We start from the raw sequence: 21630 nt of genomic DNA on the forward strand, positions 1-21630 counted from the left end.
CGTTCACGCGCCCGCGGCCAGCTTCTCAAGCCGGTCGGCGGCCGCCCCCGCCCCGCCCGCGGCGCGGAACGACGCGGCCACCCGCCGCGCCCCCGCCGCGAGCCCTGGGTCGCCCAGCGCCGCGTCGATCGCCGCGCCGATCCGCTCCCGGTCCACGCGCCCGAAGCGCAGCCGCACCCCGGCGCCCGCCTCGGTGACCTGGCCCGCGACCACCGGCTGGTCGTCGCGGATGGGCGCCACCACGAGCGGCAGCCCGTGCCACAGGGCCTCGGTCACGGTGTTGTGCCCCGCGTGGCACACCACCGCCCGCACCCGCCCGAGCAGTTGGGTCTGCGGCACGGACCGCAGCACCAGCACATCGGGCCCCGGCGCCTCGCCGTCCAGCACGCCCGCGGGGTCGGCCACCACCGCGCGCACCGCGCCCGCCCTGGCCCGCACCGCGGCGACGCACTCGGCCAGAAAACGCGCCCCCGCGCCGCCGTTGACCGTCCCCAGGCTCACCAGCACCGTGGGAACGTCCCCCGCGAGCCACTCCCACGGGAAGTCCTCGGCGCCCGGTCGGTCGCCGAACGCCGGGCCCACGAAGTACAGCGGGCTCTCCCGCGCCGGGTGCGCGCCGACCAGCTCGGGCGTCGAGTAGACCAGCGTCAACCACGGCGAGAACCGCGGATCGTGGCGCGCCGCCGGGTCGCCGAACCGCGCGCGCAGCCCCGTCAGCAGCTCGAGGATCCACTCCTCGACCTTGGGCAGCCCCGCCGCGCCGAGCAGCTCGCCCGTCGTGGTGCACGACGTGGCGTAGGGCAGCCCGAGCCGCTCGGCCACCAGCGCGCCCGCCACCGTCTGCTGGTCCGCCACCACCACATCGGGGCGGAACGCGCGCACCGCCGCCTCCACATCGGACGCCATCGCCTCGGCAAGCGGCCCGAAGCCCGCCTCCCACAGGAACTTCAGCGCCTCCAACCCCCTTATGCCGGGGGGTCGTTCACCGGGCACATCGGGACCGGCGCACGCGTGCACGGGAAAGGCACCGCCGGTCAGCCGGTCGATCAGCGCGGGCCGCCCGGCCCACGCGACGTCGTGCCCACGCCCGCCGAGCTCGGCGGCGACCGCGGCGGCGGGGTTGATGTGCCCGGCCAGCGGCGGCACGGTGAACAGGAAACGGCTCATGGCGCGACCCCCACCCGTTGCTCGGGCTCCAGCGGAGCCCCCGACACCCGCGACACCTGCGCGTCGACCCAGGCCAGCGCGAGGCGCCCCACCTCGTCGGGCGCCTCGACCAGCACCGAGTGCTTCTGCCCCGGCACCTCGGCCACCCGCACATCGGGCAGCAGCGCCCGCGCGTGCGCGGCCTGCTCGGCGACGAGCCCGTCGCCGCCGTTCACCAGGAACACCGGGCAGCGCAGCGACCTGATCCGCTCGTCGCTCAGCACCTCGCTGTCCGGTATGTCGCGCACTATCGTCGTCTCGCCCATCAGCCGCCCGGCCGACGCGCCCAGCCGCGCGAGGTGCGCGTCGTACCGGTCGATCTCCCGCGTGGACGACATCGTCCTGTACTGCTCGACGAACCACACGAGCGCCCGGTCGGGCGACAGCTCCGACGACGTGGCCTGCGCGAGCGCCGCCCGCATGATCTCCGCCCACGCCCGCGTCGGCGGCCCCGACTCGATCACCAGCGCGGAGGCGGCGCGCTCGGGGTGGCGCACCGCGAAGTCCAACGCCACGGTGCCGCCGAAGGAGTTGCCCACGAGGTGGACGGGCCTGTCGATGTCGAGCGCGTCGAGCAGCGCGTCCAGGTCGGCCGTGAAGTCCCCGACCCGGTAGCCCGTCGGCGGCCGCTCCGAACGGCCGTGCCCCCGCTGGTCGTAGAGCACCACGTCGTAGCCCGCCTTGGCGAACGCCGGGGCGAGGGTGAAGTAGAAGCTGGCCAGGCTGTCGATGAACGCGCCGTGCAGGAACACCACCACGGGCGCGGGCCCAGGCCCGCCCGCGCCGGCGCGCGGCGGCAGGCGCCGCACGTTGAGGTCGACGCCGTTCGCCCTGACCCTCGCCATGGCTCAGCCCTCCACGGTCGCGGCGGCCAGGCGGCCCGCCACATGGTCGACCAGGCGGCCCACGGTGAGCGCGATGATCTCGTCGAGGTCGAGATCCGCGAGGAACTCCGCGAAGTTGACCCGGTCGCCGTACCGCTCCTCCAGGCGCTCGGCGAGCGCCACCAGGTCGATGCTCTCCAGCTCGAGGTCGTCGGCGAACCTGCTGTCCATCCCGACCACCGTGTCCGGGTCGAGACCGGCCCCGGCGTCCTCGAGGACGGCCTCGATCATCTCGGCGATCTCCGCCAGCACCGCTGCCGCGGGCGCCGCGTCCGCGGGCGCGGCCTCCTGGGCCGGTCGTACGGGATTCACGTGCCGTTCTCCTCATCATCGTTCATGGTCAGGCGTTCCGGGTCGGGCGTGGTCCAGGCCACGACATAGGTGTTGCTTCCTTCGGTCAGCGGGGCGTGCGCGACCCGGTGCTCGTGGTCCCCCACCGCGACCCGCAGCGTGGCGGGCCCGGCCGCCACCACCGCGAAGTCCCTCGGTCGGCCCCGCAGTCCGGTGCCCCTGGCCTTGGCCACCGCCTCCTTGGCCGCCCAGAAGCGCGTGAACCACAGCGCCATGGGCTCGCCCGTGGCCGCGCAGCGCTCGGCGAGCAGGTCGCGTTCCCGCGGGCCCAGGGCGATGGCGACCGTGCCATCCGGCCGGTCGACGACCTCCTCGACGTCGATCCCCACCCCGCGACCGCGGTCCGCCACGATCGCCACCGCCACCCGCCCGCGGTGTGCCAACGACAGGTCGAGCGGCGGCAGTTCGCGGCCGTGCACGCCCTCGGCCCAGGGCCGCCCGCTCGCGTCGTTGCGGACGCGGATCTCGGCGGGGAACACGGGGCCCTCGCCGCGCTCCCACAGCCAGCGGCGCACCGCGTCCTTGGCCGCGATCCGGCCGAGCAGCCACTGGCGGCGGCCGCGCGGGGGGCGTTCGTCGTAGGCGCGGCGTTCCGCGCTGCCGAGCTGGGCCCGTATCACCAGGTCACGCGACGCCAGGTCGGGCCAGCGGTCGATCAACAGCGACCAGCCGCCGGGCCGTTCGTCGGACAGCGCGCGCCGCTCGGGGTAGCCGCTCGTGCGGCGCGCGTCGGGCGCCGCGAACCTGTGGTCGCGCCACCCGCCGATCTCCGCCCACACCGCGCCGTCCACCGTGAGCTGCGCCTCGGCCTCCACGGCCGCGTCGCTCACCGACACGACCCTGATGTGGCACCCGACGCGCGCCCCCGTGGGCGGCTGGGGCCCGAAGAAGCGGATCTCGCGCATGGAGACGGGGAACACCACGACCCGTTCGGCCAGGCTCACCATGATCCAGTAGCCGAGCAGCTGGCCGACGTTGTCGAGCAGCGCGCCCGGCGCGGGCGGCACCGTCAGCACGCCGCGCACATGCCGCTCGCCGATGGCGGTCAGCTCAGCCATGCCCCGGAACGCGGGCCCGTGGAACATCCAACGGTCCCGGTACAGCTCGACGGCCGTGTGCGCGCAGGGGCGTTCGGCCGGGGCGTCGACCGGCCAGGGCGCGGGCGGGCGCGCCGGGAACGCGTCGGCCACCTCGACCGTGGCGCGCGCGTGGCGGCCGAAGGCGAGGGCGATGTGGTCGGGGCCGCGTTCGGTGCCGGTGATCGCCACGTCGACGGGCGGCAGCGCGTCCACCCACTGCTCGAGGCGCACGTCGTGCACTGCGACCGCCAGGCGGCCTGGCGCGCGCCACTCCGCGGCGTCCATCAGGTGCCGCACTATCGTCGTCGCCGGAACGACGGGCCGCAGGTCCTCCGCGTCGGGCCAGCCCGCGCGCTGGGGGAAGAAGCAGTGGTCGAGCAGGTAGGGCATCGCCTCGGTCGACACCCGCAGCCTGACCGTGGCGTCGGGCGCGGGCCTCGGGGGCTCCTCGCCGCGCCTGGGCCGCGGCGTCCTTGGGGCGGCACGGCCCGTGGCGCGCGCGGTGAGGACGGCCGCCGCCGTGGTGGCGGTCTCCGCGAGCGCGGCGCGCAGCTCGGCCGCGACGGGGTGGGCGGCGGCGAGCGCGTCGAGCCCGCTCGTGGCGCCCCCGGCGGGCGCGACAAGGGTGTCACCGGCGCCCAACGCGGCCCGCACGCCGGCGCGTAGCTCCTCGCGCGCGGGCTCGCCCAGCGAGACCAGGGGCGCGCCCAGGTCGAGGGCCACCATGGGGCCCCGGCGCGCGGGCGCGGCGGTGGGGCGCAGGGTGTCGGGGTCGAGCGCGGCCCCCTCGGCCCACAGCGCGGTCGCGACCCTGCGTAGCTGGGCCAGGCCCGGGTGGTGCGGGGAGTGGGCGGCGACGGTCAGGTGGTCGCGGCCCTGGAGCGTGTCGTCCACGAGCGAGCCGAGGTGGCCCACGCCCGCCTGCACGAGCACCCGGAAGCCCGCCGCGTACATGGCCTCGATCAGCGGCCCGAACCTCACCGGTTCGAGCAGGTGCCGCACGAACAGCGCGCGCACGCCTTCGGGTTCGGCGGGGAACGGGCGCGCCGTCGTGCCGGACCACACCGGCACCTCGGGCGTCCGCAGCGGCAACCGCCCGGCGCCCTCGGTGAGTTGGCCGAGATACGGGGCGAGCATCGGGGTGTGGAAGCCCGACTGGAACGGCAGCACCTGGCACAGCACCCGCCGCGAGCGGAAGAGGGCCACCAGCTCGTCGACGGCCGCCCTCGGCCCGCAGATCATCGACTGGCGCGGGGAGTTCTCGTGCGAGAGCACCACGTCGTCGCCGCCCCGCTCGGCCAGCGTGGCGGTGACGCGCTCGGCCGACGCGCCCACGGTCGCGAAGACCACCCCGGGCACGCGCAGCGACCCGGGGCCGAACGACGCCAGTATCGCGTCGGCCTCCTCCGGCGGATACATCCCGCCCGCGCGCATCGCCGCCCACTCGCCGACGCTGTGCCCGGCCACGCCGTCGGGGGCGACGCCCATGCGCCGCAGCGCCGCGTCGAGCAGCCGCGCCACGGCGAGCACGCCCTTGCCGTGGGTGACCAGGTCTTCGGGGTTCGCCACGGCGGACGCGCCGGGCGCGGGGAGGGAGAAGCGCGCGGCCACGTCGTCGAGGGCGCCGGGGGCGAACTCGGCCTCGAGGCCGGGGAAGAGGAACGCGACCCCGCCCCGGTGGCCGCCCTCCGCCAGCAGGGGAGCGGGGGAGAACCAGACGTCGTTGCGGCCCCGCCAGGCCGCGCCCTTGGCCACGGCCCTGCGGGCCAGCGCGAGGCGCTTGGCGGTCGGGTCGACGATGCCGAGGCGGCAGCCGCCCGCCGCGCTCTCGGGCGCGGCCCCGCGCAGGGTGGCGTCGTCGGCCGCGAGGCGTTCGGCGAGCGCCCCCGGGTCCGCGGCGGTCAGCCGCAGCACGAGCTCGGGCTCGCGCACCGTCAACGGCGGTGCGAACGCGCGGGCCGACGGGGCGCGTTCGAGCACCACATGGGCGTTGATGCCGCCGAAGCCGAACGCGTTGACCGCGGCGCGGGGCGGCCTGTCGTCCCACGGCAGCGCGTGGGACGCCGGGCGGAACCTGGTGCGTTCGAGCGCGGCGCGCGGCTCGTCGCAGTGCAGCGTGGGCGGCAGCGTGCCGTGGTGCAGCGCCAGGGCCGCCTTGATGAGCCCGGCCGCGCCCGCCGCGGGCATGGCGTGCCCGATCATCGACTTGACCGAGCCGATCACGGGCGCCCCGGGGCCGCCCTCTTCGGGTGGCCCGAACACCTCGGTGAGCGTGGCGAGTTCGGCGGCGTCACCGGCGGGCGTGCCGGTGCCGTGCGCCTCGAGCAGCCCCAACGCGTCGTCCGCGCGCGGGTCGAGCCCCGCGGTCCGCCACGCCCTGGCCACCGCCCGCGTCTGCCCGCCTGGGTCGGGCGAGACCAGGCTCCCGGCGCGGCCGTCGCCCGCCACCCCGGTGCCGCGGATGACGGCGTAGACGCGGTCGCCGTCGCGCTCGGCGTCGGCCAGCCGCTTGAGCACCACGATGCCGGTGCCCTCGCCGATCAGCACGCCGTCGGCGCCCGCGTGGAAGGGGCGGCTGCGCCCGCTCGGCGACAGCGCCCCGAGCCGCGCGAACACGCTCCACAGCGTGACGTCGTGCGCGTGGTGCACGCCCCCGGCCAGCATCGCGTCGCACTCGCCCGAGGCCAGGCGGGCGATGGCGTGCTCCACCGCGATGAGCGACGAGGCGCACGCGGCGTCGAGCGTGTAGGCGGGGCCGCGCAGATCGAGGCGGTTGGCCAGCCGGGACGCGGCCAGGTTGGGCACCAGGCCGATCGCCGCCTCGGGCCGCTCGGGCCCGAGCCGTTCGCCGAACGCCTCGCGCACCCGGGCCAGTTGGTCGCCCGTCAGCTCGGGAAGCACCTCGCCGAGCGTGCGGGTGAGCTGGTGGGCCGAACGCAGCCGCTGGTCCAGGCGGGCGAGCGCGGGCGTGAGATAGCCGCCGCGCCCCAGGACCACCCCGACCCGGTCGCGGTCGGGCAGCCGCCCCTGGCCACCGGCGTCGTCGATGGCGTCGGCGGCCACCGAGAGCGCGATCAGCTGGTCGGGCTCGGTCCCCGCCACCGAGGCGGGCATGATCCCGAACCGCGCGGCGTCGATCTCCGCGAGCCCGTCCACGAAGCCGCCCCTGCGGCAGTAGACGGGGTCGGGGAAGAACTCCTCGTCCCAACGCCCCTTCGGCACCTCGGAGATGGCGTCCACTCCGGCCACCAGGTTGTCCCAGTACGCCGCCAGGTTCCGCGCCCCCGGCAGCAGCACCGCCATCCCGGTGATGGCGACCGGCACGCTCGTGGGCGGTGCCATCGTCACCAGCCCGACGCGGTCAGGACGACGGAGCCACCGGCCGGGACATCGCCCCAGGCCAGCTCGCGCAGCAGCGCCTGAGCGCCCTCGTGCGGGGCGATCAGCTCGATGCCGCGCCTGGCGTAGTCGCGCCCCAACTCGGGGGTGACCATGCCGGGATGGGCGCCCGCCGGGGCCCAAGGGCCCCAGTGCACGGTCAGCGCGCGCCGTTCCGTGCGCGCCGCCCACTCCGCGCCGACGCCCTCCAACGCGTCGTTGGCCGCGGCGTAGTCGCACTGGCCTCGGTTGCCGAGCACGGCCGAGATGCTGCCGAAGAGCACCGCGAACGAAGGCCCTTCGAAGCCCGCGCCGACCGCGTCGAGCAGCGTCCGCGCGCCGTCCACCTTGGTGCCGAACACCCGGCGGAACGCGCCCTCTTCCTTCTCCGCGATCAGCCGGTCCTCGATCACCCCCGCGGCGTAGACCACGCCGTCGACGCGGTCGAACCGTGCCCTTATGTCCTTGACCGCCTGCGTGACCGACTCGTGGTCGCGCATGTCGACGGCCTGGTAGTGGGCCGGGCTGCCGAGTCGCCGCAGCTCGGCCAGCGTTCCCTCGATCTCCCGCTGGGCGAGGATCAGCCCCGCACGCCGGTCGATCTCGGCGGGGGAGAGCCCGCCGCGCGCCGCGAGCGCCGCGCGCAGCGCCGCCCGGTCGCCCGAGCCCGCGGTGTCGGCGTCCTCGGGCCCGTTGAACGGCCGTGTCCTGCCGAGCAGTTCGATGCGGCAGCCGCACGCGGCGGCCAGCGCGGTGGCGATGTGCGCGGCGATGCCGCGGGCCCCACCGGCCAGGACCACCACCGACTCACGGTCGAGGCCCAGGGCCGCGGCCTCCGCCGCCCCCTCCCCCGCGGGGCCCGCGCCCCGCCCCGCCGAGGCGCCGAGCCCCGCCTCGGCCAGCTCGAAGCCGGTCCGCGCCGCGCCGGAGCGCAGCACGACGGGCGAACGGTCGGGCGCGGTCAGCTCGTCGAGCAACGCCTCGGCCGCGGCGGCCGGTTGGGCGGGATCGAGGGCCACGACCCGGGCCAGCGTGCCCGGGTACTCCCGCGCCACGGTGCGGAACAGGCCGTGCAGCCCGCCGGCCCTGGCGTCGGCGGGCCGCGCGCACAGCAGCCAGCGCGGCGAGCGCGCCAGCGCGGCCTTGAGCGTGCCGAACGACTCGGGCAGCGCCGTCGCCTCGCCGCGGTCGGTGAGCGGGCCGAGCAGGACCACGCCGTCGACGGGCCCGTCCGCGTCGGCCAGGGCGTGGGCGGCGCCATGCCGGGTGACCCGCGCCCCGTGCCGTTCGAGCCCCGCGGCCAGGGCGTCGGCCACCGCGTCGCCGCCGAGCAGCGCGAACCGCTTCCCGGCGATCGCGCCACCTGAGCCACCGGCCTGGCCCGACTCGGCGGCCGTGAGCGGTACTTCGCGCAGCACCAGGCGCCGGGGCGCCACCCCGGCCAGGCCCTCGGCCCCGTCGACGGCGGCGGCGGGCTCGCCAGGGCCGCTCGTGCGCTGGGCGGGGATGTGCGCCTCGCCGGGTGCGGCGGACGTCGGCTCGCCGGGACCGGTCAGCTTGGCGGAGAGCCAGTCGGCGATGGACGCCACGGTGCGGGACCTGGACAGCTCCTCGAGCTCCGCCTCGGCGACGTCGGACGTGGCGGCGGAGCCGCCGAGCGCCGTCACCAACTCCCCGGCGATCTCGGTGCGTTTGATGGAGTCGATGCTGAGGTCGGCCTCCAGGTCCAGGTCGGGGTCGAGCATGTCGACGGGGTAGCCGGTGCGTTCGCTGATGACGCGCAGCACGGTGCCCGTGACATCGGGGGCGGTCGCCGCCGCGGCGTCCGCGTCGGGGCCCACGGGCCCGGCGCCTTCCGTTCCACCGGCGGCCGGTATCGAGGCGTGCGCCGCGGCGCGCACCCCGGCGTCGGCCACGGCGGCGGGCGGCTCGGCGAGCCCGGGCAGCGCGGGCAGCTCGGGGAGCCGCGCCGGGGCGGCGGGCGCCGCCGGGGCGGGCGCGCCGCCCAGGTAGGTGAGGAGCACATCCCGCTGAGCGGCGACCAACTCCCGTGTGGTGCGGAGGTATTCGACCAGGAGGGCGTCCGGGTCCGGCTGGGGCATCGCGTTGTTCTCCAGGGGGGTGAGCGGGACTCGTCGGGCCGGGTGCAGGCCGCCGGGCAGCGGATCGCCCGCGGCGGTGCGGACGAGGTGGCCGTCGACGGTCCAACCGGCGGGGCGTGCGGGGGAGGGGGCGGCGGGCCTGCCGTGGTGGAGCCAGGCGGTGCGCACGGGCACGCCCGCGACGGCGAGGCGGGCGAGCGCGTCGAGGAAGCCGCGCAGCCCGGCCCCGGGCCGTGGCTCGCACGCGACGGCGTGGTGGGGGCGGTCGCCGAGGATCTTCCCGACGAGGCCGGTGAGCGCCGCCCCAGGTCCTGCCTCGACGAACACCCGGGCGCCCGCGGCGTACATGGCCTCGATCTGCGCCACGAAGCGGACCTCGGCGCCGAGTTGGGCGGCGAGCTCGGCGCGGATCGCATCGGGGCCCGCGGGGTAGGGGGCGGCGGTGCGGTTGGCCCAGACGGGGAACTCCGGTGCGCGCAGCGGGTGGTGGGCCAGCGCGGCGGCGAAGCGCTCGCCCGCCCCCGCGAGCAGCGGGCTGTGGAACGCGCAGGCCACCGGGAGCCGCTTGGGCCGGTGCCCCGCGTCGGTGAGCAGCCGCACGGCCTCGTCGATCGCGTCGGTGGCCCCGGAAATCACCGTCTGGGTGGGTGAGTTGTGGTTGGCGGCGGTGACGCGCCCGTCCAGCCCGCCCAGGCGCAGCACCTCGTCGACGGTCCCCGCGTCGGCGGGCACCGCGGCCATGGTGCCGGGGTCGTCGCCGATGGAGGCCAGGATCGCCTCGGCCCGGTCGGCGCTGAGCGCGAGGAGCGCGTCGGGCGTCAGGGCCCCGGCGGCGCAGAGCGCGGCGAGCTCGCCGTAGGAGTGGCCGCCCGCCATCGCGGGGCGCACCCCGGCGCGGGTGAGCAGGTCGTGGGCGGCCAGGGCGGTGAGCCCGAGCGCGGGCTGGGCGACGCGCGTGTCGGTGACCGCGGCCCGCCGCCGTTCACGGGTCGCGTCGTCGAACGACGCGGGCGGGAAGACGGCGTCCACGGGGGCGGCGCCCAGCTCGAGATAGCGGTGCAGCTCGGGGAAGGCGGTGAACAACTCGGCGAACATCCCGGGGCGTTGGCTGCCCTGCCCGGGGAAGAGGAACGCCACATCGGCCGGGTCGCCTTCCCCCTCCCCTTCCCGCGCGGCCACGAACACGCCCGCGGCCGGGTCGTTCTCCCCGGCGATCGCCCGGCGCAGCAGGCCCGGCAGGTCGTCCAGGCTCTCGGCGACCACCGCGACGGCGACCCGCCCCGGCCTGGCGTCGGCCTCGACGGCCGCCGAACGGGCCAGCTCACGCAGGGGAGTTGGCGCCGACCCCGTGCTCTCCAAGGAGCGCAGCAGCTCCTCGGCCGCCCGCGCCGTGCGGAAGGTGAGGAGCTCGGCGGGCCACACGGCGCGGCTCGTGGTCGGCGGGGGCCCGGCCGGATGGGCGGTGAGGACGGCGTGGAAGTTGGTGCCGCCGAAGCCGAACGCGCTGACCCCGGCGACCCGTTCCGCCGCGGGCGTCGCCCAGGGGCGGGGCCCCGTGTGGAAGGCGAAGGGGCTGGTCTCCTGGTCCCAGGCGGGGTTGGGGCTGACCAGGTTGCCGGTGGGCGGCAGGATCCCGGTGTGCAGGGCGAGCGCGGTCTTGATGAGCCCGGCGAGCCCCGCGGCGCACTTGGTGTGCCCGATCTGGGACTTGACCGAGCCGAGCGCGCACCCGCCGGGCCTGGCCCCCGCGTCGGTCAACATCTCGGTGAGCACGGTCAGTTCGGTGCGGTCCCCGACGACGGTGCCGGTGCCGTGCGCCTCGATCAGCTGCACCTCGGCGGGCGCGATCCCGGCCTGGTGGTAGGCGCGTTCGAGGGCGGCGCGCTGGCCCTCGGCGCGCGGCGCGGTGAGTCCGAGGTGGCGCCCGTCGCTCGCGGCCCCGACGCCCTGGACGACGGCGTAGACGCGGTCGCCGTCGCGCCGCGCGTCGGCGAGCCGCTTGAGGACCACGCACGCGACGCCCTCGCCCAGCGCGATCCCGTCGGCGCCCGCGTCGAACGTGCGGGAGCGGCCCGTCGGGGACAGGGCGTGCACGGAGGAGAAGAGGACGTAGTCGTGGATGCCGTTGTGCAGGTCGGCGCCGCCGCACAGCGCCACGTCGGCCGCGCCCGTGGCCAGGTCCTTGCACGCGGCGTCGAGGGCGGCGAGCGACGAGGCGCAGGCGGCGTCCACGGTGTAGTTGGCGCCCCCGAGGTCGAGGCGGTTGGCGATGCGGCCCGCGATGACGTTGGCCAGCATCCCGGGGAACGAGTCCTCGGTGAGCGTGGGCAGTTGGTCGCCCAGGGCGTCGGGGAGCGGCCCGGTGAAGCCGGGCAGGACGGTCCGCAGGGTCAGGGCCGTGGACAGGTCGCTCCCGGCCTCGGCGCCGAAGATGACGGATGTGCGGGCGCGGGGGAAGGGCCGCCGGTCGTAGCCCGCGTCGGCGAGCGCCCGCCTGGTGGCCTCCAACGCCAGCAGCTGGACGGGCTCGATGCCCGCGAGCGAGGCCGGGGGGATGCCGTAGGCCAGCGGGTCGAACGGGATCCGCGGCAGGAACCCTCCCCACTTGGAGACCGTGGTCGCCCCCTCGCCGCCCTCGGGCGCGTAGTACAGCTCGGGGTCCCAGCGTTCGGCCGGGACCTCGGAGACCGCGTCGACGCCGTCGAGCACGTTCGCCCAGAACTCGTCGAGGTCGCGCGCGCCTGGGAACATGCCCGCCATGCCCACGATGGCGATCTCGAGCGGCGCGGGGTCGGGCAGGTCGGCGGCGTGCGGGCGCCCGCGCAGCGTGACGGCGCGCCCGGCGAGGAAGTCGGCCGCCGCGGGCCCCACGGCGTGGTGCAGCTCGGCGACCGTGGTGGTGGCCGAGCGCAGCACCGCGACGTCCCCGGCCATGAACATCCCGGCCGCGCGCTGCCGTTGGTCGTCCACCGCGACCAGGTCTTCGCCGACGCGCTCGACGCCCTTGCTCGCGATGCGCAGCCGCCCGAGGTTCAGCTGTTCGAGCCGCTCCCACGCCTCACGCTCGGGCACGTCGCCCGCGCGCAGCTCCGCCTCGGCGGCCCTGAACTCCGCGGTGAACGGGCTCTCGACACACCGCGTGGCATGCCCGGGCGCCGTGACGAGCAGCTCCGTCGCCCGGGCCGCCACCACGCGCCGCTGGAACTCGGGGCCGATCGCCCCGTGCGCCACCGCCTCAGCGGTGAAGAGGTAGGCGGTGCCCATCAGCACGCCCACCGCCACCCCGCGCCGGGTCAGCGGGGCGGCCATCGCGGCCACCATCGCCGCGGAGCGCGCGTCGTGGACGCCGCCCGCGAACAGCACCTGGAGCCCTTCGGCCGCCGCGCCCTCTTCGGCGAGGAACGCCTCCAGCACACTCAACTGCGCCTGCCACAGCGGAAAGCTGGCGCGCGGGCCCACATGGCCGCCGCACTCCGCGCCCTCGAAGACGAAACGCCGCGACCCCGCGGCGAGGAACTGCCGCAGCAGCCCGGGCGAGGGAACGTGCAGGAACGTCGCGATCCCCGCCTCCTCGAGGGCCTTCGCCTGCGAAGGGCGGCCCCCGGCGATGACCGCGTGCGTGGGCCGTTCGGCGAGCACGGCCGCCAACTGGGCGGCGCGCACGCTCTCCTGGGCGAACCCGAGCAGGCCCACGCCCCATGGCGCGTCGCCCACCGCCGCGCGCGTGCTCGCCAGCAGCGCCGCCGTCCGCGCCCCGTCGGCCAGCGCGAGCGCGAGCACCGGAAGGCCACCGGCCGCCGCGACCGAGGCGGCGAACCCGGGTTGGTCGCTCACCCGGGTCATCGGTCCCTGGACGACGGGGAGTCGGGTGCCCAGCGCCAGGGCCGCGGGCGATCCTGGGCGCAGCGCCTCGCCCGCCGCGTCGTCGTGGAACGCCTCGGCGATCGCCGCGCGCACCGCGCCCACGGCCTCGGCCACGGTGCCGTGGCGCTCGGCGAACTCGGCGGCGAGAAAGCCGTCCTGGCCCACCGGAAGCAGCTGCCGCCGCGGATCGTCCACGCCGAGCCGCCCGACGATGTCCGCGTCCGCGTCCTCGTCCGCGCCGTCGAGCGATGGCGCGTCGGGCCCGCGCCGCCGCAGCACCCGGTGGCCGCCGACGACCACGGTCTCGGTGCCGTCCATGCGCCGCAGCGGGGCGGCCGCGCCTTCGGGCAGCGCGCTCTCCTCCAGCAGCGCCAACTGCGCGTCGAGCACCACCCCGGCCGCGCCCCCCGCGACGGCCGCCGCCGCGGTGTGCTCGCCGATGCCGCCGCACGCCCACACGGGAAGCCCGGGGCCCTCGTCGCCGAGCAGCCGCTGGAGCAGCACGAACGTGCTCAACGCGCCCACCCGGCCGCCGCATTCGTGCCCGCGGGCGATCAGCCCATGCGCCCCCGCGGCCCTCGCCTCGTGCGCCTCGTCGAGGTCGGTCACCTCGCGCAGCACGCGGCACGACGCGGGCGCGTCGGTCCATGGCACGCCCGCGCCGAGCACCACGGTGGAGACCCCCGCCACGTCGTCGCGCCCCATGGCGCACTCCGCCCCCACCCGCACCCCGAAGGATCCCGGCGCCCAGCGCCGCAGCCGCGCCAGCGCCTCGCGCGCCGCCGCGTCCCCCCGCCCGAGATCCAGGATGCCGAGCCCCCCGGCCCGGGAGACGGCCGCCGCGAGGCGCGCGTCGGGAACGCCGAATGGCGTGATGCCGATGACAATGTCGGGATTCTGCGAGACGGGGGTCACGACACTCCGAGTCAATGTCTGCGCTGCGTCACAGCGTGGGGGATGCGGACCTGCGCGAAAGTACGTGCCACTAATGCGACGGGTCAAATTATCAAAGCGCTCAAATTCTCGTCACACATGTGATCGGGCGGTGAGGGCTGAGTTGTGGCCGACCATATGACCCACAAGGGGTGACGGCCGTGTATGCCCATGTCGTGACGGGTGCGACCTTCGTGATTCATGGCGATGGGTGGTCGCCGAACTTCTTCCGCACGCCCTATGGATGCCCGGCATGGGTGTGGGTGAACCGCTCGGGGGAGACGGCAATCCGAGAAGTGGACCTGAGGTCATGCGCCCGTAATGGTCGTGATACATACGCGTCATTCCGAATCTCGTTCGAATTTCGCTCGCGGCCTTCACGTTTTTTGGTGGCGCTCCGGTTCGCGGGCTTGGCCGATCGCGTTCGGGCCGTGCCCCGTGCACCGTGGCGCGCCCCGATGTGGCGCGCATCACATCACCGGATCGGCTGAGCGGGACGCGCAGCGCCGCCCGGACCGCGGCGCCCAGGACCTCGGCGCTCAGGACCGCGCGAGCACACAGTCCCCGCACACCGGGCCCCGGCGATCCGGCGCCGCACGGTAGATGAGGCAGCAACTCCGCCGCAGGAAGCGCCCGTCCGCACCCACCTCGGCCATGCCGCGCAGCGGGGTCACGGGCAGCAGCGCGCCGAGCGCGGCCCCGGCCTCGCCCGCCGCCCCGGGACGGGCCCTGGCCAGCTGGGCGGCGGCGCCGTGCACGGCGGAGGCCACATTGCCCCACAGGATCCGCGGCGAGAGCGACAACGTTCCGAAGGCGGCCGTCAGTTCGCCCACCGGGCCCCGGTCGAGACAGGCGCGCAGCAGCTCGGCGGGCCCTCTCCCCGCGGCGGCCCCGCCGTGCTCGACGGCGACCGAGAGCGGCACGGGGCCGCCGAGCACGGGCCGCCACCACAGCGCCCCGAGCGACGCGGCGAACGGGGCGCGGCGCAGCACCGCGAGCGCCAACGCCGGGGAGACCAGCCGCGCCACGAGCCCCAGATGGGCCACGGAGGCGGCGACGCGCGGCTCGACGCGTTCGGGGGCGGCGCCGTGCGACGCGGCGAGCGAGGCCCGCACCTCAGCCACCCGAGCACTCAACGCCCCGGGATCCTCGGTCAGTTCGGCGAGGGGCCGCCAAGGCGTGGCCGGAACGGCCCCCACCGGGTGGCGCTCCACGGCGAAGAAGGGGCCGAGCGCGGCCAGGACGTCCGGCGGCGCGGGCGGACCCGCGGTCGCGTCAGCGCACATCGCCCCATCATGCACGCCCCCCGCAGGCCAGGGCCGCGCGCTCGCGGCGCGCGGTACGGTCGCCGCATGGTGTTCGACCCCCGCGACCCGGCCTTTCTCGCCGACCCCTACCCCGCGTTCGCCGCGCTGCGCGAGCGCGCCCCCGTGCACCGGCACGAGGGCCTCGGCCTGCCGGTCGCCGTCTCGCACGCCGCGTGCTCGCAGGTGCTGCGCGACCGCGCCGCGGGCCGCCTCTGGACCGACCGCGCGCCCGCTGAGGCGTTCCCCGCGTTCAACCTGCTGCACCGCAACTCGCTCCTGGAGACCGAGCCGCCCCGGCACACCCGCCTGCGCCGCCTGATCTCGGCGGCGTTCGCCCGCGGGCACATCCGCAGGCTCGAGCCGTGGGTCGCCTCGGTCGCCGGGGCCATGGTCGACCGGCTCGCCGCGGCCATCGCCCGGGACGGCTCGGCCGACCTGCTCACCCACCTCGCCGCGCCGCTCCCCGTCGAGGTGATCGCCGAGCTGCTCGGCGTCCCCGAGGCCGACCGCGCCCGGCTCACGCCGTGGTCCAACGCCATCGTCAAGATGTACGAGTACGGCCTGCCGCCCGAGGGCGAGGCGGCGGCCGAGCGGGCCGCCGCCGAGTTCGTGGCCCATCTGCGCGGCCTCGCCGACGCCCGCGCGCGCGACCCGCGCGACGACCTGATCAGCGACCTGGTCGCGGTGCGCGACGGCGGCGACCGGCTCACGGGCGACGAACTCGTCGGCACCGCCGTCCTGTTGTTGATGGCGGGCCACGAGGCCACCGTCAACGTCATCGGCAACGGCGTCAACGCCCTGCTGCGCCACCGCGACCAGTGGGAGCGGCTGGTGGCCGACCCCGCGCTGCTGCCGACCGCGGTCGAGGAGCTGATCCGCTACGACGCACCCCTCCAGCTCTTCGAGCGCACCGCCACCGCGCCGACGACGGTCGGGGGCGTCGCCCTCGCGCCGGGCGACCGGATCGCCGCCCTGCTCGGCGCGGCGGCCCGCGACCCCGCCGTCTTCGACGACCCCGACGCGCTCGACATCGGCCGCTCGCCCAACCCCCACCTCGGCTTCGGCGCGGGCATCCACTACTGCGTCGGCGCGCCCCTGGCCCGCGTGGAGATCGCCGCCGCCCTCCACGCCCTGACCACGCGCCTGCCAGGGCTTCGCCCGGCCGGACCGCCCGAGCGCCGCCCCGAGTTCGTGATCCGCGGCCTGCGCACGCTCCCGGTCACCGCCTGAGCCCCCCCGGGGCGGCGGCCTCAGCCCAGCTCGAACGAGCGCTTGGCAAGACCCATCATGTAGCCGTCGATCACCGTGCGGGCGGGGCGTTCGGCGTCGTCCGCGCTGCCCAGGGTGACAAAGATCGGCAGGAAGTGGTCCGGCGTGGGGTGGGCGTACGGCATGCCCGGCGCGCGCTGGGCGTACGCCGCCAGCTCCTCCACATCGCCACGCTCCAACGCGTCGGCGGCCCACGCGTCGAAGTCCGACGACCAGCCGGGGACGACCCCCTCGGTGATCATCTCCCGCGTGGTGAACGGCAGTCCATGCGTCATGAACCCCGACCCCACCACGAGCACCCCCTCCTCCCGCAGCGGCGCGAGCCTGCGCCCCAGGTCCATCAGGCGCCCAGGGTCGTGCGTGGGCAGGGACAGCTGGAGCACCGGGATGTCGCCCAGCGGGTACATCGCCATCAACGGCACCCACGCGCCGTGGTCGAGGCCACGGTCGCGGTGCTGGTGCGGCGCCCGGCCCTCCGGCAGCATCGCCGCGACGCGCCGCGCCAGGTGCCCGGCGTCGGGGGTGTCGTACCGCATCCGGTAGTAGCGCGGGTGGAAGCCGCCGAAGTCGTACACCAGCGGCGTGTGCGCGGCGGGCGCGGACAGGGCGAGCGGGGCGTTCTCCCAGTGCGCCGAGACGATCAGGATCGCCCGGGGGCGTGGCAGCGCCTGCGCCCAGGCGAACAGCTCGCGGATCCATGGCCCGTCGTCGAACAACGGGGGCGCGCCATGGCTGAGATACAGCGCGGGCAGCGCCCCGTCGGCGGGCGTCCAGTCCCGCTGGGCGCGGGCGCGTGGCAGGGCGTCGGGGAGGAAGGCGTCGTAGGCGGCGGCGGGTCTCTCGGGGTGGAACAGCCCGTGCACAGCGGTCTCCGAAGTCGGTGAGGGGGCCGGTCAGGCCCTGGCCAGCGCGGCGAGGGTGTCGCGCAGCGGGGTGGTGGGGCGGCCCGTGAGGCGCGCGAGGTCGCCCGGGGTGTGGGCGAGGGCGCCGTCGGCGATGTCGGTCTCGAGCCTGGCCAGGAACGCCGCGACCTCGTCGGGCAGGCCGTTGCCGACCAGGGCCGCGCGGTACTCGTCCGCGGGCAGGTCGCGGTACTCGACCTTGGTGCCCGACACCTCGGTGAGGGCGGCCGCGAACTCGGCCATCGTCCACGCGGTGTCGCCCGACAGCTCGTACACGGTGTTCGCGTGGCCCTCGCCCGTGAGGACGGCCGCGGCGGCCGCCGCGTAGTCGGCGCGGGTCGCCGAGGCGACAAGGCCCTCGCCCGCCGCGCCGAGCAGCGTGCCGGTGGCCAGCGCCTGGGCGACCGCCTGGGTGTAGTTCTCGGTGTACCAGCCGTTGCGCAGCAGGCTGTACGGCAGCCCCGAGGCCACCAGGTACTCCTCGGTCTCCTTGTGCTCGGGCGCGACCGCGACGGTCGTGGTGTCGGCGCGCAGCACGCTCGTGTACGCCAGCAGCCCGGCCCCCGCGCCCTTGGCCGCGTCGATGACGGCCCGGTGCTGCGGAACGCGCCGCCCCACCTCGTTGCCCGATATCAGCAGCACCTTCTCCGCGCCCTCGAACGCGGCGGCGAGCGTCGCGGGCCTGTCGTAGTCGGCCTCGCGGACGGCGACGCCCGACGCGGCCAGGTCGGCGGCCTTCTCGGGCGAGCGCACGGCGGCGACGATCCGGTCGGCGGCCACGCCGCGCTCGCGCAGCTCGGCGATGACGAGGCGGCCGAGGGGGCCGGTGGCCCCGGTGACGACGATCATGAACGTTCTCCTTGGGTGAGGGGCGGCGCGGGCGCGCCTTCGGGGGCGATCGAGGCGGCGTCGACCGAGGCGTCGATCGAGGCGTTGATCCGGCGGCCGATCTCCCGCAGCAGCCGCTGCTGCTCCCCCGAGAGCGGGTCGAAGACCAGCCGCCGCACCTCCGCCACATGGCCAGGCGCGGTGGCGACGACCTTCTCCCACCCGGCCTCGGTGAGGGTCGCCAGGGTGCAGCGCCCATCGGCCGGGTCGGGGCGGCGGGTGACCCAGCCGCGCCGCTCGAGGCGCGCGACGACGTGCGAGAGGCGCGAGAGCGACCCCTCGGTGAACGTGGCGAGCTCGCTCATGCGCAGCGTGCGCCCCGGCACCATCGAGAGCCCCGCGAGCACCTGGTACGCGAAGTGGCTGATCCCGGCGTCCCGTTGGAGCTGGGCGTCGAGCGCCGCCGGGAGCCGCACCAGGGTGCCGACCAGCGCCATCCAGGTCTCGCGCTCCTCGTCGTCCAGCCACCTGGGCCCGTCCGCGCTCATGCCCCCACCATAACTTGAAGTGTCAAGTAAACGGCGACCGCGCCCGCGCTCACGCCGACCGCCCCGGCTGCAACGCGCTGTAGAGCCCGCCGCGCGCCACCAGCTCGTCGTGGGTGCCCGTCTCCCTGACCCGGCCGCCGTCCATCACGACGATGCGGTCGGCGTTGCGGATCGTGGACAGCCGGTGCGCCACGACCAGCACCGTGCGGCCGTGCATGAGCCGCCCGAGCGCCTCCTGCACGAGCGCCTCCGAGCGGCCGTCGAGCGCCGAGGTCGCCTCGTCGAGGATGAGGACGCGCGGGTCGCGGATGAGCGCCCGCGCGATGGCCAGGCGTTGCCGCTGCCCGCCGGAGAGCATCGCGCCGCGCTGCCCGACCACGGTGTCGAGGCCGTGCGGCAGCCTGGCCACGAACTCCCAGGCGTTGGCGGCCTCCAGGGCGGCGCGCAGCGCGTCGTCGTCGCCCGCGTCGGGCAGGCCGTAGGTGACGTTCTCCCTGACGGTGCCGGCGAACAGGATCGACTCCTGCGGCACGACCGAGAGGAAACGCCGGTAGCTGCGCAGATCGAGCTCGGCCGCGTCCACGCCGTCCACCAGGATCCGGCCCGTCGTGGGGCGGATGAAGCCGATCAGCAGGTTGAGCACCGTGGACTTCCCCGCGCCCGAGGGACCGACGAGCGCGACGGTCTCGCCGGGGCGCACCGCGAGGTCGAGGCCGTCGACGGACGGCTCGTCCGCGCCCTCGTAAGCGAAGCCGACCCCGCGGAAGTCGATCGCGCCGGTCACCGCGCCGACCTCCCGCTTGCCGTCGTTGCTCTCCAGGTCGGGCGCCTGGAGCACCTCGCCGATGGAGCGGACCGACTCGAGTCCCCTGGCGATGACGGGCGTCAGGTTCATGAGGGCCGTCGTTGAGGCGGTCAGGGTCGTGAAGAACGTGCTCAGCATGACGACGTCCCCGGCCGAGACCGCGAACCAGCCGTAGTACGCGACCAGCGCGGCGGCGATCAGGCAGGCGACGCCGAGGGAGTTGAGGACGTTCCAGGCGAGCGAGGAGACGCGCCCGTTGAGCAGGTCGAGCCGGAACCCGGCCGTGCGCACCCGGTCGAGCGCGCCGTCCACCCGGCCGATCGCGGTGTGTTCGAGGCCGTGGGCGCGCGTGATGTGGATGAGGCTGGTCATCTCGGTCACCCGGGACGACAGCAGCTCGACCTCGCGGCGGAAGACCTCGTTGCGGCTGCGCACCCGGCCGCGCATGGCCCGGATCAGCAGGGCGGCGGCCGGGACGACGACGAGGAAGATCGGCAGGAACGCGGGCGCGCGGATCCCGATGACGATCAGCCCGCCGAGCATCGTGGTCACCGCGCCGAGCCCGATCTCGCTGGTCTGCTTGAGGCTCTCCTCGATGGCGTCGACGTCGCGCACCACCTTGGCCTGGAGCACGCCCGCGCTGACCTTGGAGTGGTAGCCGATGGACAGCTGCTGCATGCGGCGGCACAGCGCGGACCGCAGCCCCGTGCTCATGCGGCGGATGCTGGTGCTCATGAGCCGCGCGTAGGCCACGGCCGAGGGGTAGTTGACGGCGAACATGCACAGCAGGACGGCGGCGTTGTACCAGAGCTGCTCGATGGGGCGGTGCTCGACGACGATGTCGATGATGTTGGCGGTGATCAGGGGGAGCAGCCAGAGCGGGCTGTGCCGGACGGCGAACACCGCGACGGCGGCGGCCAGTCGGCGGCGGTCGGGGCGGAGGAGGTAGGCAAGGGTGCGGACCGGGTGCTCGCCCTGGTAGCGATGGTCGAGGGGATTGCCCTGCGCGGAAGGCGAAAGCGCTTTCTCCATACGAGCATCCTGCCCCGTCCGAACGGCTCGGGCGCGCCCGTTTCGCGCCCCGGACGCCGCCACCCGCATCGGGAGGGAGTGGGTGATCACCTGCCAGGACGCCCCTTGACGTGGCAAAAGGCGCGCCGCTAGCGTCGGGCGACGGGAGAGACCCGACCGGGGAGGGGCGGACATGAAGGCATCCACGCACCGCGCCCCCGCCCGGCTCGTCGGTCTGGTCGGCACGCGGCGTCGGCACATCGATCTGGCGCGGGTCGCCAGCACGCTCTGTAGCGCCTGACCCTCGCCGCGCCCCGGCGCGTGCCCCCGTCTTCACCACCGTCTTCACCACCCCCCTTTTCTCCCGCGGTCCGTCCCCCCGCGCGCGCTCACGCCCGCCCGGGGGACGCCGGGGAGAACGGATCCCCCGCACCGGAAGGAACCCCTCCGCATGACCGCGACCACCGCGAGGTCGGCCAAGAAGCCCGCCACCCCCGAGGCCCACGAGACGCCCGAGAACGCCGCGCCCGAAGGGGGGTTGCTGGCCACCGCGGAGGATCCGCGGCCGGGGCTGCGGAAGTATCTCGAGGTCAAGCGGGCGGCGTTGCTCGCCAGGCGCGCGGCCGCGCGGGCCAACCCCCTGACCCAGCCGCACCGGCTGCGCGCCCGCACGACGGCCGAGGAGCGCAGCGGCGTGCGGCGCATCCGGATCAGGCACCACCAGATACTCAGCGACTCGCCCCTTGACTTCGCGGGCTACGACCTCGGCCCCGCCTCGCCCGAGATCCAGCTGGGCGTGCTGTCGAGCTGCCTCACCCACATCTTCCTCATCCAGGCCGCCGACCTGCGGATCCCGTTGGACTCCCTGGCGGTCGAGGTCGAGGCCGACCAGGACCCGAGGGCCGGGTCGCCGGGCTTCGAGGACACCCCGATCCACCCGCACCACATCACCTACACCGTGCATGTCACCTCCCCCGCGGGCGACGAGCGCATCCGCGAGCTGCACGAGGCGGTCGAACGGAACTGCCCCATCTACCAGTTGCTCACCAACCCGCAGAACATCTCGGGGCGGGTCGTGCTGACGGGCAGCCCCAGGGAGCTGTGACGCGGACGCGTCGAGCGCCGCGGGGCCGCCCGTCCGACGAGTCCGACGAGTCCGACGG

Annotated in this window: 13 protein-coding genes; 3 read left to right on the forward strand and 10 right to left on the reverse strand. The window is 75.9% G+C overall.

The genetic code is table 11. The features are described from left to right. Nucleotides 1-3: 3 nt before the first annotated feature. From D7318_RS16860 to D7318_RS16885, 6 genes are all read right to left on the reverse strand, one after another. Entirely contained in the window at nt 4-1167 is a 1164-nt protein-coding gene (locus D7318_RS16860; protein ID WP_120697924.1) for a glycosyltransferase, read from the reverse strand. Then, the gene (locus D7318_RS16865; RefSeq protein ID WP_120697925.1) at nt 1164-2051 is read right to left on the reverse strand and encodes an alpha/beta fold hydrolase; all 888 of its coding nucleotides are present in this window, start codon (nt 2049-2051) and stop codon (nt 1164-1166) included. The genes D7318_RS16860 and D7318_RS16865 overlap by 4 nt, the downstream gene beginning before the upstream one ends. A 3-nt stretch (nt 2052-2054) precedes the next feature. Then, a complete protein-coding gene (locus tag D7318_RS16870; RefSeq protein WP_120697974.1) occupies nt 2055-2321 on the reverse strand; it encodes an acyl carrier protein in 267 nt (88 codons plus the stop codon). A 77-nt stretch (nt 2322-2398) separates the two neighbouring features. After that, the gene (locus tag D7318_RS16875) at nt 2399-6862 is read right to left on the reverse strand and encodes a type I polyketide synthase (RefSeq protein WP_120697926.1); all 4464 of its coding nucleotides are present in this window, start codon (nt 6860-6862) and stop codon (nt 2399-2401) included. A 2-nt stretch (nt 6863-6864) separates the two neighbouring features. Further along, a complete protein-coding gene (locus D7318_RS16880) occupies nt 6865-13779 on the reverse strand; it encodes a type I polyketide synthase (protein ID WP_230423804.1) in 6915 nt (2304 codons plus the stop codon). A gap of 557 nt (nt 13780-14336) precedes the next feature. Then, nucleotides 14337-15083, reverse strand: a complete 747-nt coding sequence (locus tag D7318_RS16885) for a (2Fe-2S)-binding protein (protein ID WP_120697927.1) — start codon at nt 15081-15083, stop codon at nt 14337-14339. Nucleotides 15084-15149: 66 nt separating this feature from the next. Between D7318_RS16885 and D7318_RS16890 the strand changes: the two genes are divergently transcribed. Next, entirely contained in the window at nt 15150-16334 is a 1185-nt protein-coding gene (locus tag D7318_RS16890) for a cytochrome P450 (RefSeq protein WP_120697928.1), read from the forward strand. Nucleotides 16335-16354: 20 nt separating this feature from the next. Here D7318_RS16890 and D7318_RS16895 read toward each other — a convergent pair whose 3' ends face one another. Genes D7318_RS16895 through D7318_RS16910 form a run of 4 tightly spaced genes read right to left on the reverse strand, consistent with a single transcriptional unit; the run spans nt 16355 to nt 20488 of the window. Further along, nucleotides 16355-17236, reverse strand: a complete 882-nt coding sequence (locus D7318_RS16895) for a dioxygenase family protein (RefSeq protein WP_120697929.1) — start codon at nt 17234-17236, stop codon at nt 16355-16357. Between the two features lie 30 nt (nt 17237-17266). After that, nucleotides 17267-18124: an SDR family oxidoreductase gene (locus tag D7318_RS16900; protein WP_120697930.1), complete on the reverse strand. Its 858-nt coding sequence runs from the start codon at nt 18122-18124 to the stop codon at nt 17267-17269. Next, nucleotides 18121-18651: a MarR family winged helix-turn-helix transcriptional regulator gene (locus tag D7318_RS16905; protein ID WP_120697931.1), complete on the reverse strand. Its 531-nt coding sequence runs from the start codon at nt 18649-18651 to the stop codon at nt 18121-18123. The genes D7318_RS16900 and D7318_RS16905 overlap by 4 nt, the downstream gene beginning before the upstream one ends. A gap of 49 nt (nt 18652-18700) precedes the next feature. Continuing rightward, on the reverse strand, nt 18701-20488 hold the full coding sequence (locus tag D7318_RS16910) for an ABC transporter ATP-binding protein (protein ID WP_120697932.1): 1788 nt from the start codon (nt 20486-20488) through the stop codon (nt 18701-18703). A gap of 172 nt (nt 20489-20660) precedes the next feature. Between D7318_RS16910 and D7318_RS34800 the strand changes: the two genes are divergently transcribed. After that, nucleotides 20661-20768 carry a putative leader peptide gene (locus tag D7318_RS34800; protein WP_329604581.1) on the forward strand — a complete coding sequence of 36 codons (108 nt, stop codon included), beginning with the start codon at nt 20661-20663 and terminating at the stop codon, nt 20766-20768. A 150-nt stretch (nt 20769-20918) separates the two neighbouring features. Beyond that, the gene (locus tag D7318_RS16915) at nt 20919-21572 is read left to right on the forward strand and encodes an OsmC family protein (RefSeq protein WP_120697933.1); all 654 of its coding nucleotides are present in this window, start codon (nt 20919-20921) and stop codon (nt 21570-21572) included. Nucleotides 21573-21630: the final 58 nt, after the last annotated feature.

The sequence above is a fragment of the Streptomyces radicis genome, from assembly GCF_003626575.1.
In the GTDB taxonomy this organism is placed as follows: domain Bacteria; phylum Actinomycetota; class Actinomycetes; order Streptomycetales; family Streptomycetaceae; genus Streptomyces; species Streptomyces radicis.

Excerpts from the sequence above, each read along its gene's own strand:
- D7318_RS16860 (WP_120697924.1), bottom strand. The coding sequence starts at position 1,167 with ATGAGCCGTTTCCTGTTCACCGTGCCGCCGCTGGCCGGGCACATCAAC.
- D7318_RS16865 (WP_120697925.1), bottom strand. The coding sequence starts at position 2,051 with ATGGCGAGGGTCAGGGCGAACGGCGTCGACCTCAACGTGCGGCGCCTG.
- D7318_RS16870 (WP_120697974.1), bottom strand. The coding sequence starts at position 2,321 with ATGATCGAGGCCGTCCTCGAGGACGCCGGGGCCGGTCTCGACCCGGAC.
- D7318_RS16875 (WP_120697926.1), bottom strand. The coding sequence starts at position 6,862 with ATGGCACCGCCCACGAGCGTGCCGGTCGCCATCACCGGGATGGCGGTG.
- D7318_RS16885 (WP_120697927.1), bottom strand. The coding sequence starts at position 15,083 with ATGTGCGCTGACGCGACCGCGGGTCCGCCCGCGCCGCCGGACGTCCTG.
- D7318_RS16890 (WP_120697928.1), top strand. The coding sequence starts at position 15,150 with ATGGTGTTCGACCCCCGCGACCCGGCCTTTCTCGCCGACCCCTACCCC.
- D7318_RS16900 (WP_120697930.1), bottom strand. The coding sequence starts at position 18,124 with ATGATCGTCGTCACCGGGGCCACCGGCCCCCTCGGCCGCCTCGTCATC.
- D7318_RS16905 (WP_120697931.1), bottom strand. The coding sequence starts at position 18,651 with ATGAGCGCGGACGGGCCCAGGTGGCTGGACGACGAGGAGCGCGAGACC.
- D7318_RS16910 (WP_120697932.1), bottom strand. The coding sequence starts at position 20,488 with ATGGAGAAAGCGCTTTCGCCTTCCGCGCAGGGCAATCCCCTCGACCAT.
- D7318_RS34800 (WP_329604581.1), top strand. The coding sequence starts at position 20,661 with ATGAAGGCATCCACGCACCGCGCCCCCGCCCGGCTCGTCGGTCTGGTC.
- D7318_RS16915 (WP_120697933.1), top strand. The coding sequence starts at position 20,919 with ATGACCGCGACCACCGCGAGGTCGGCCAAGAAGCCCGCCACCCCCGAG.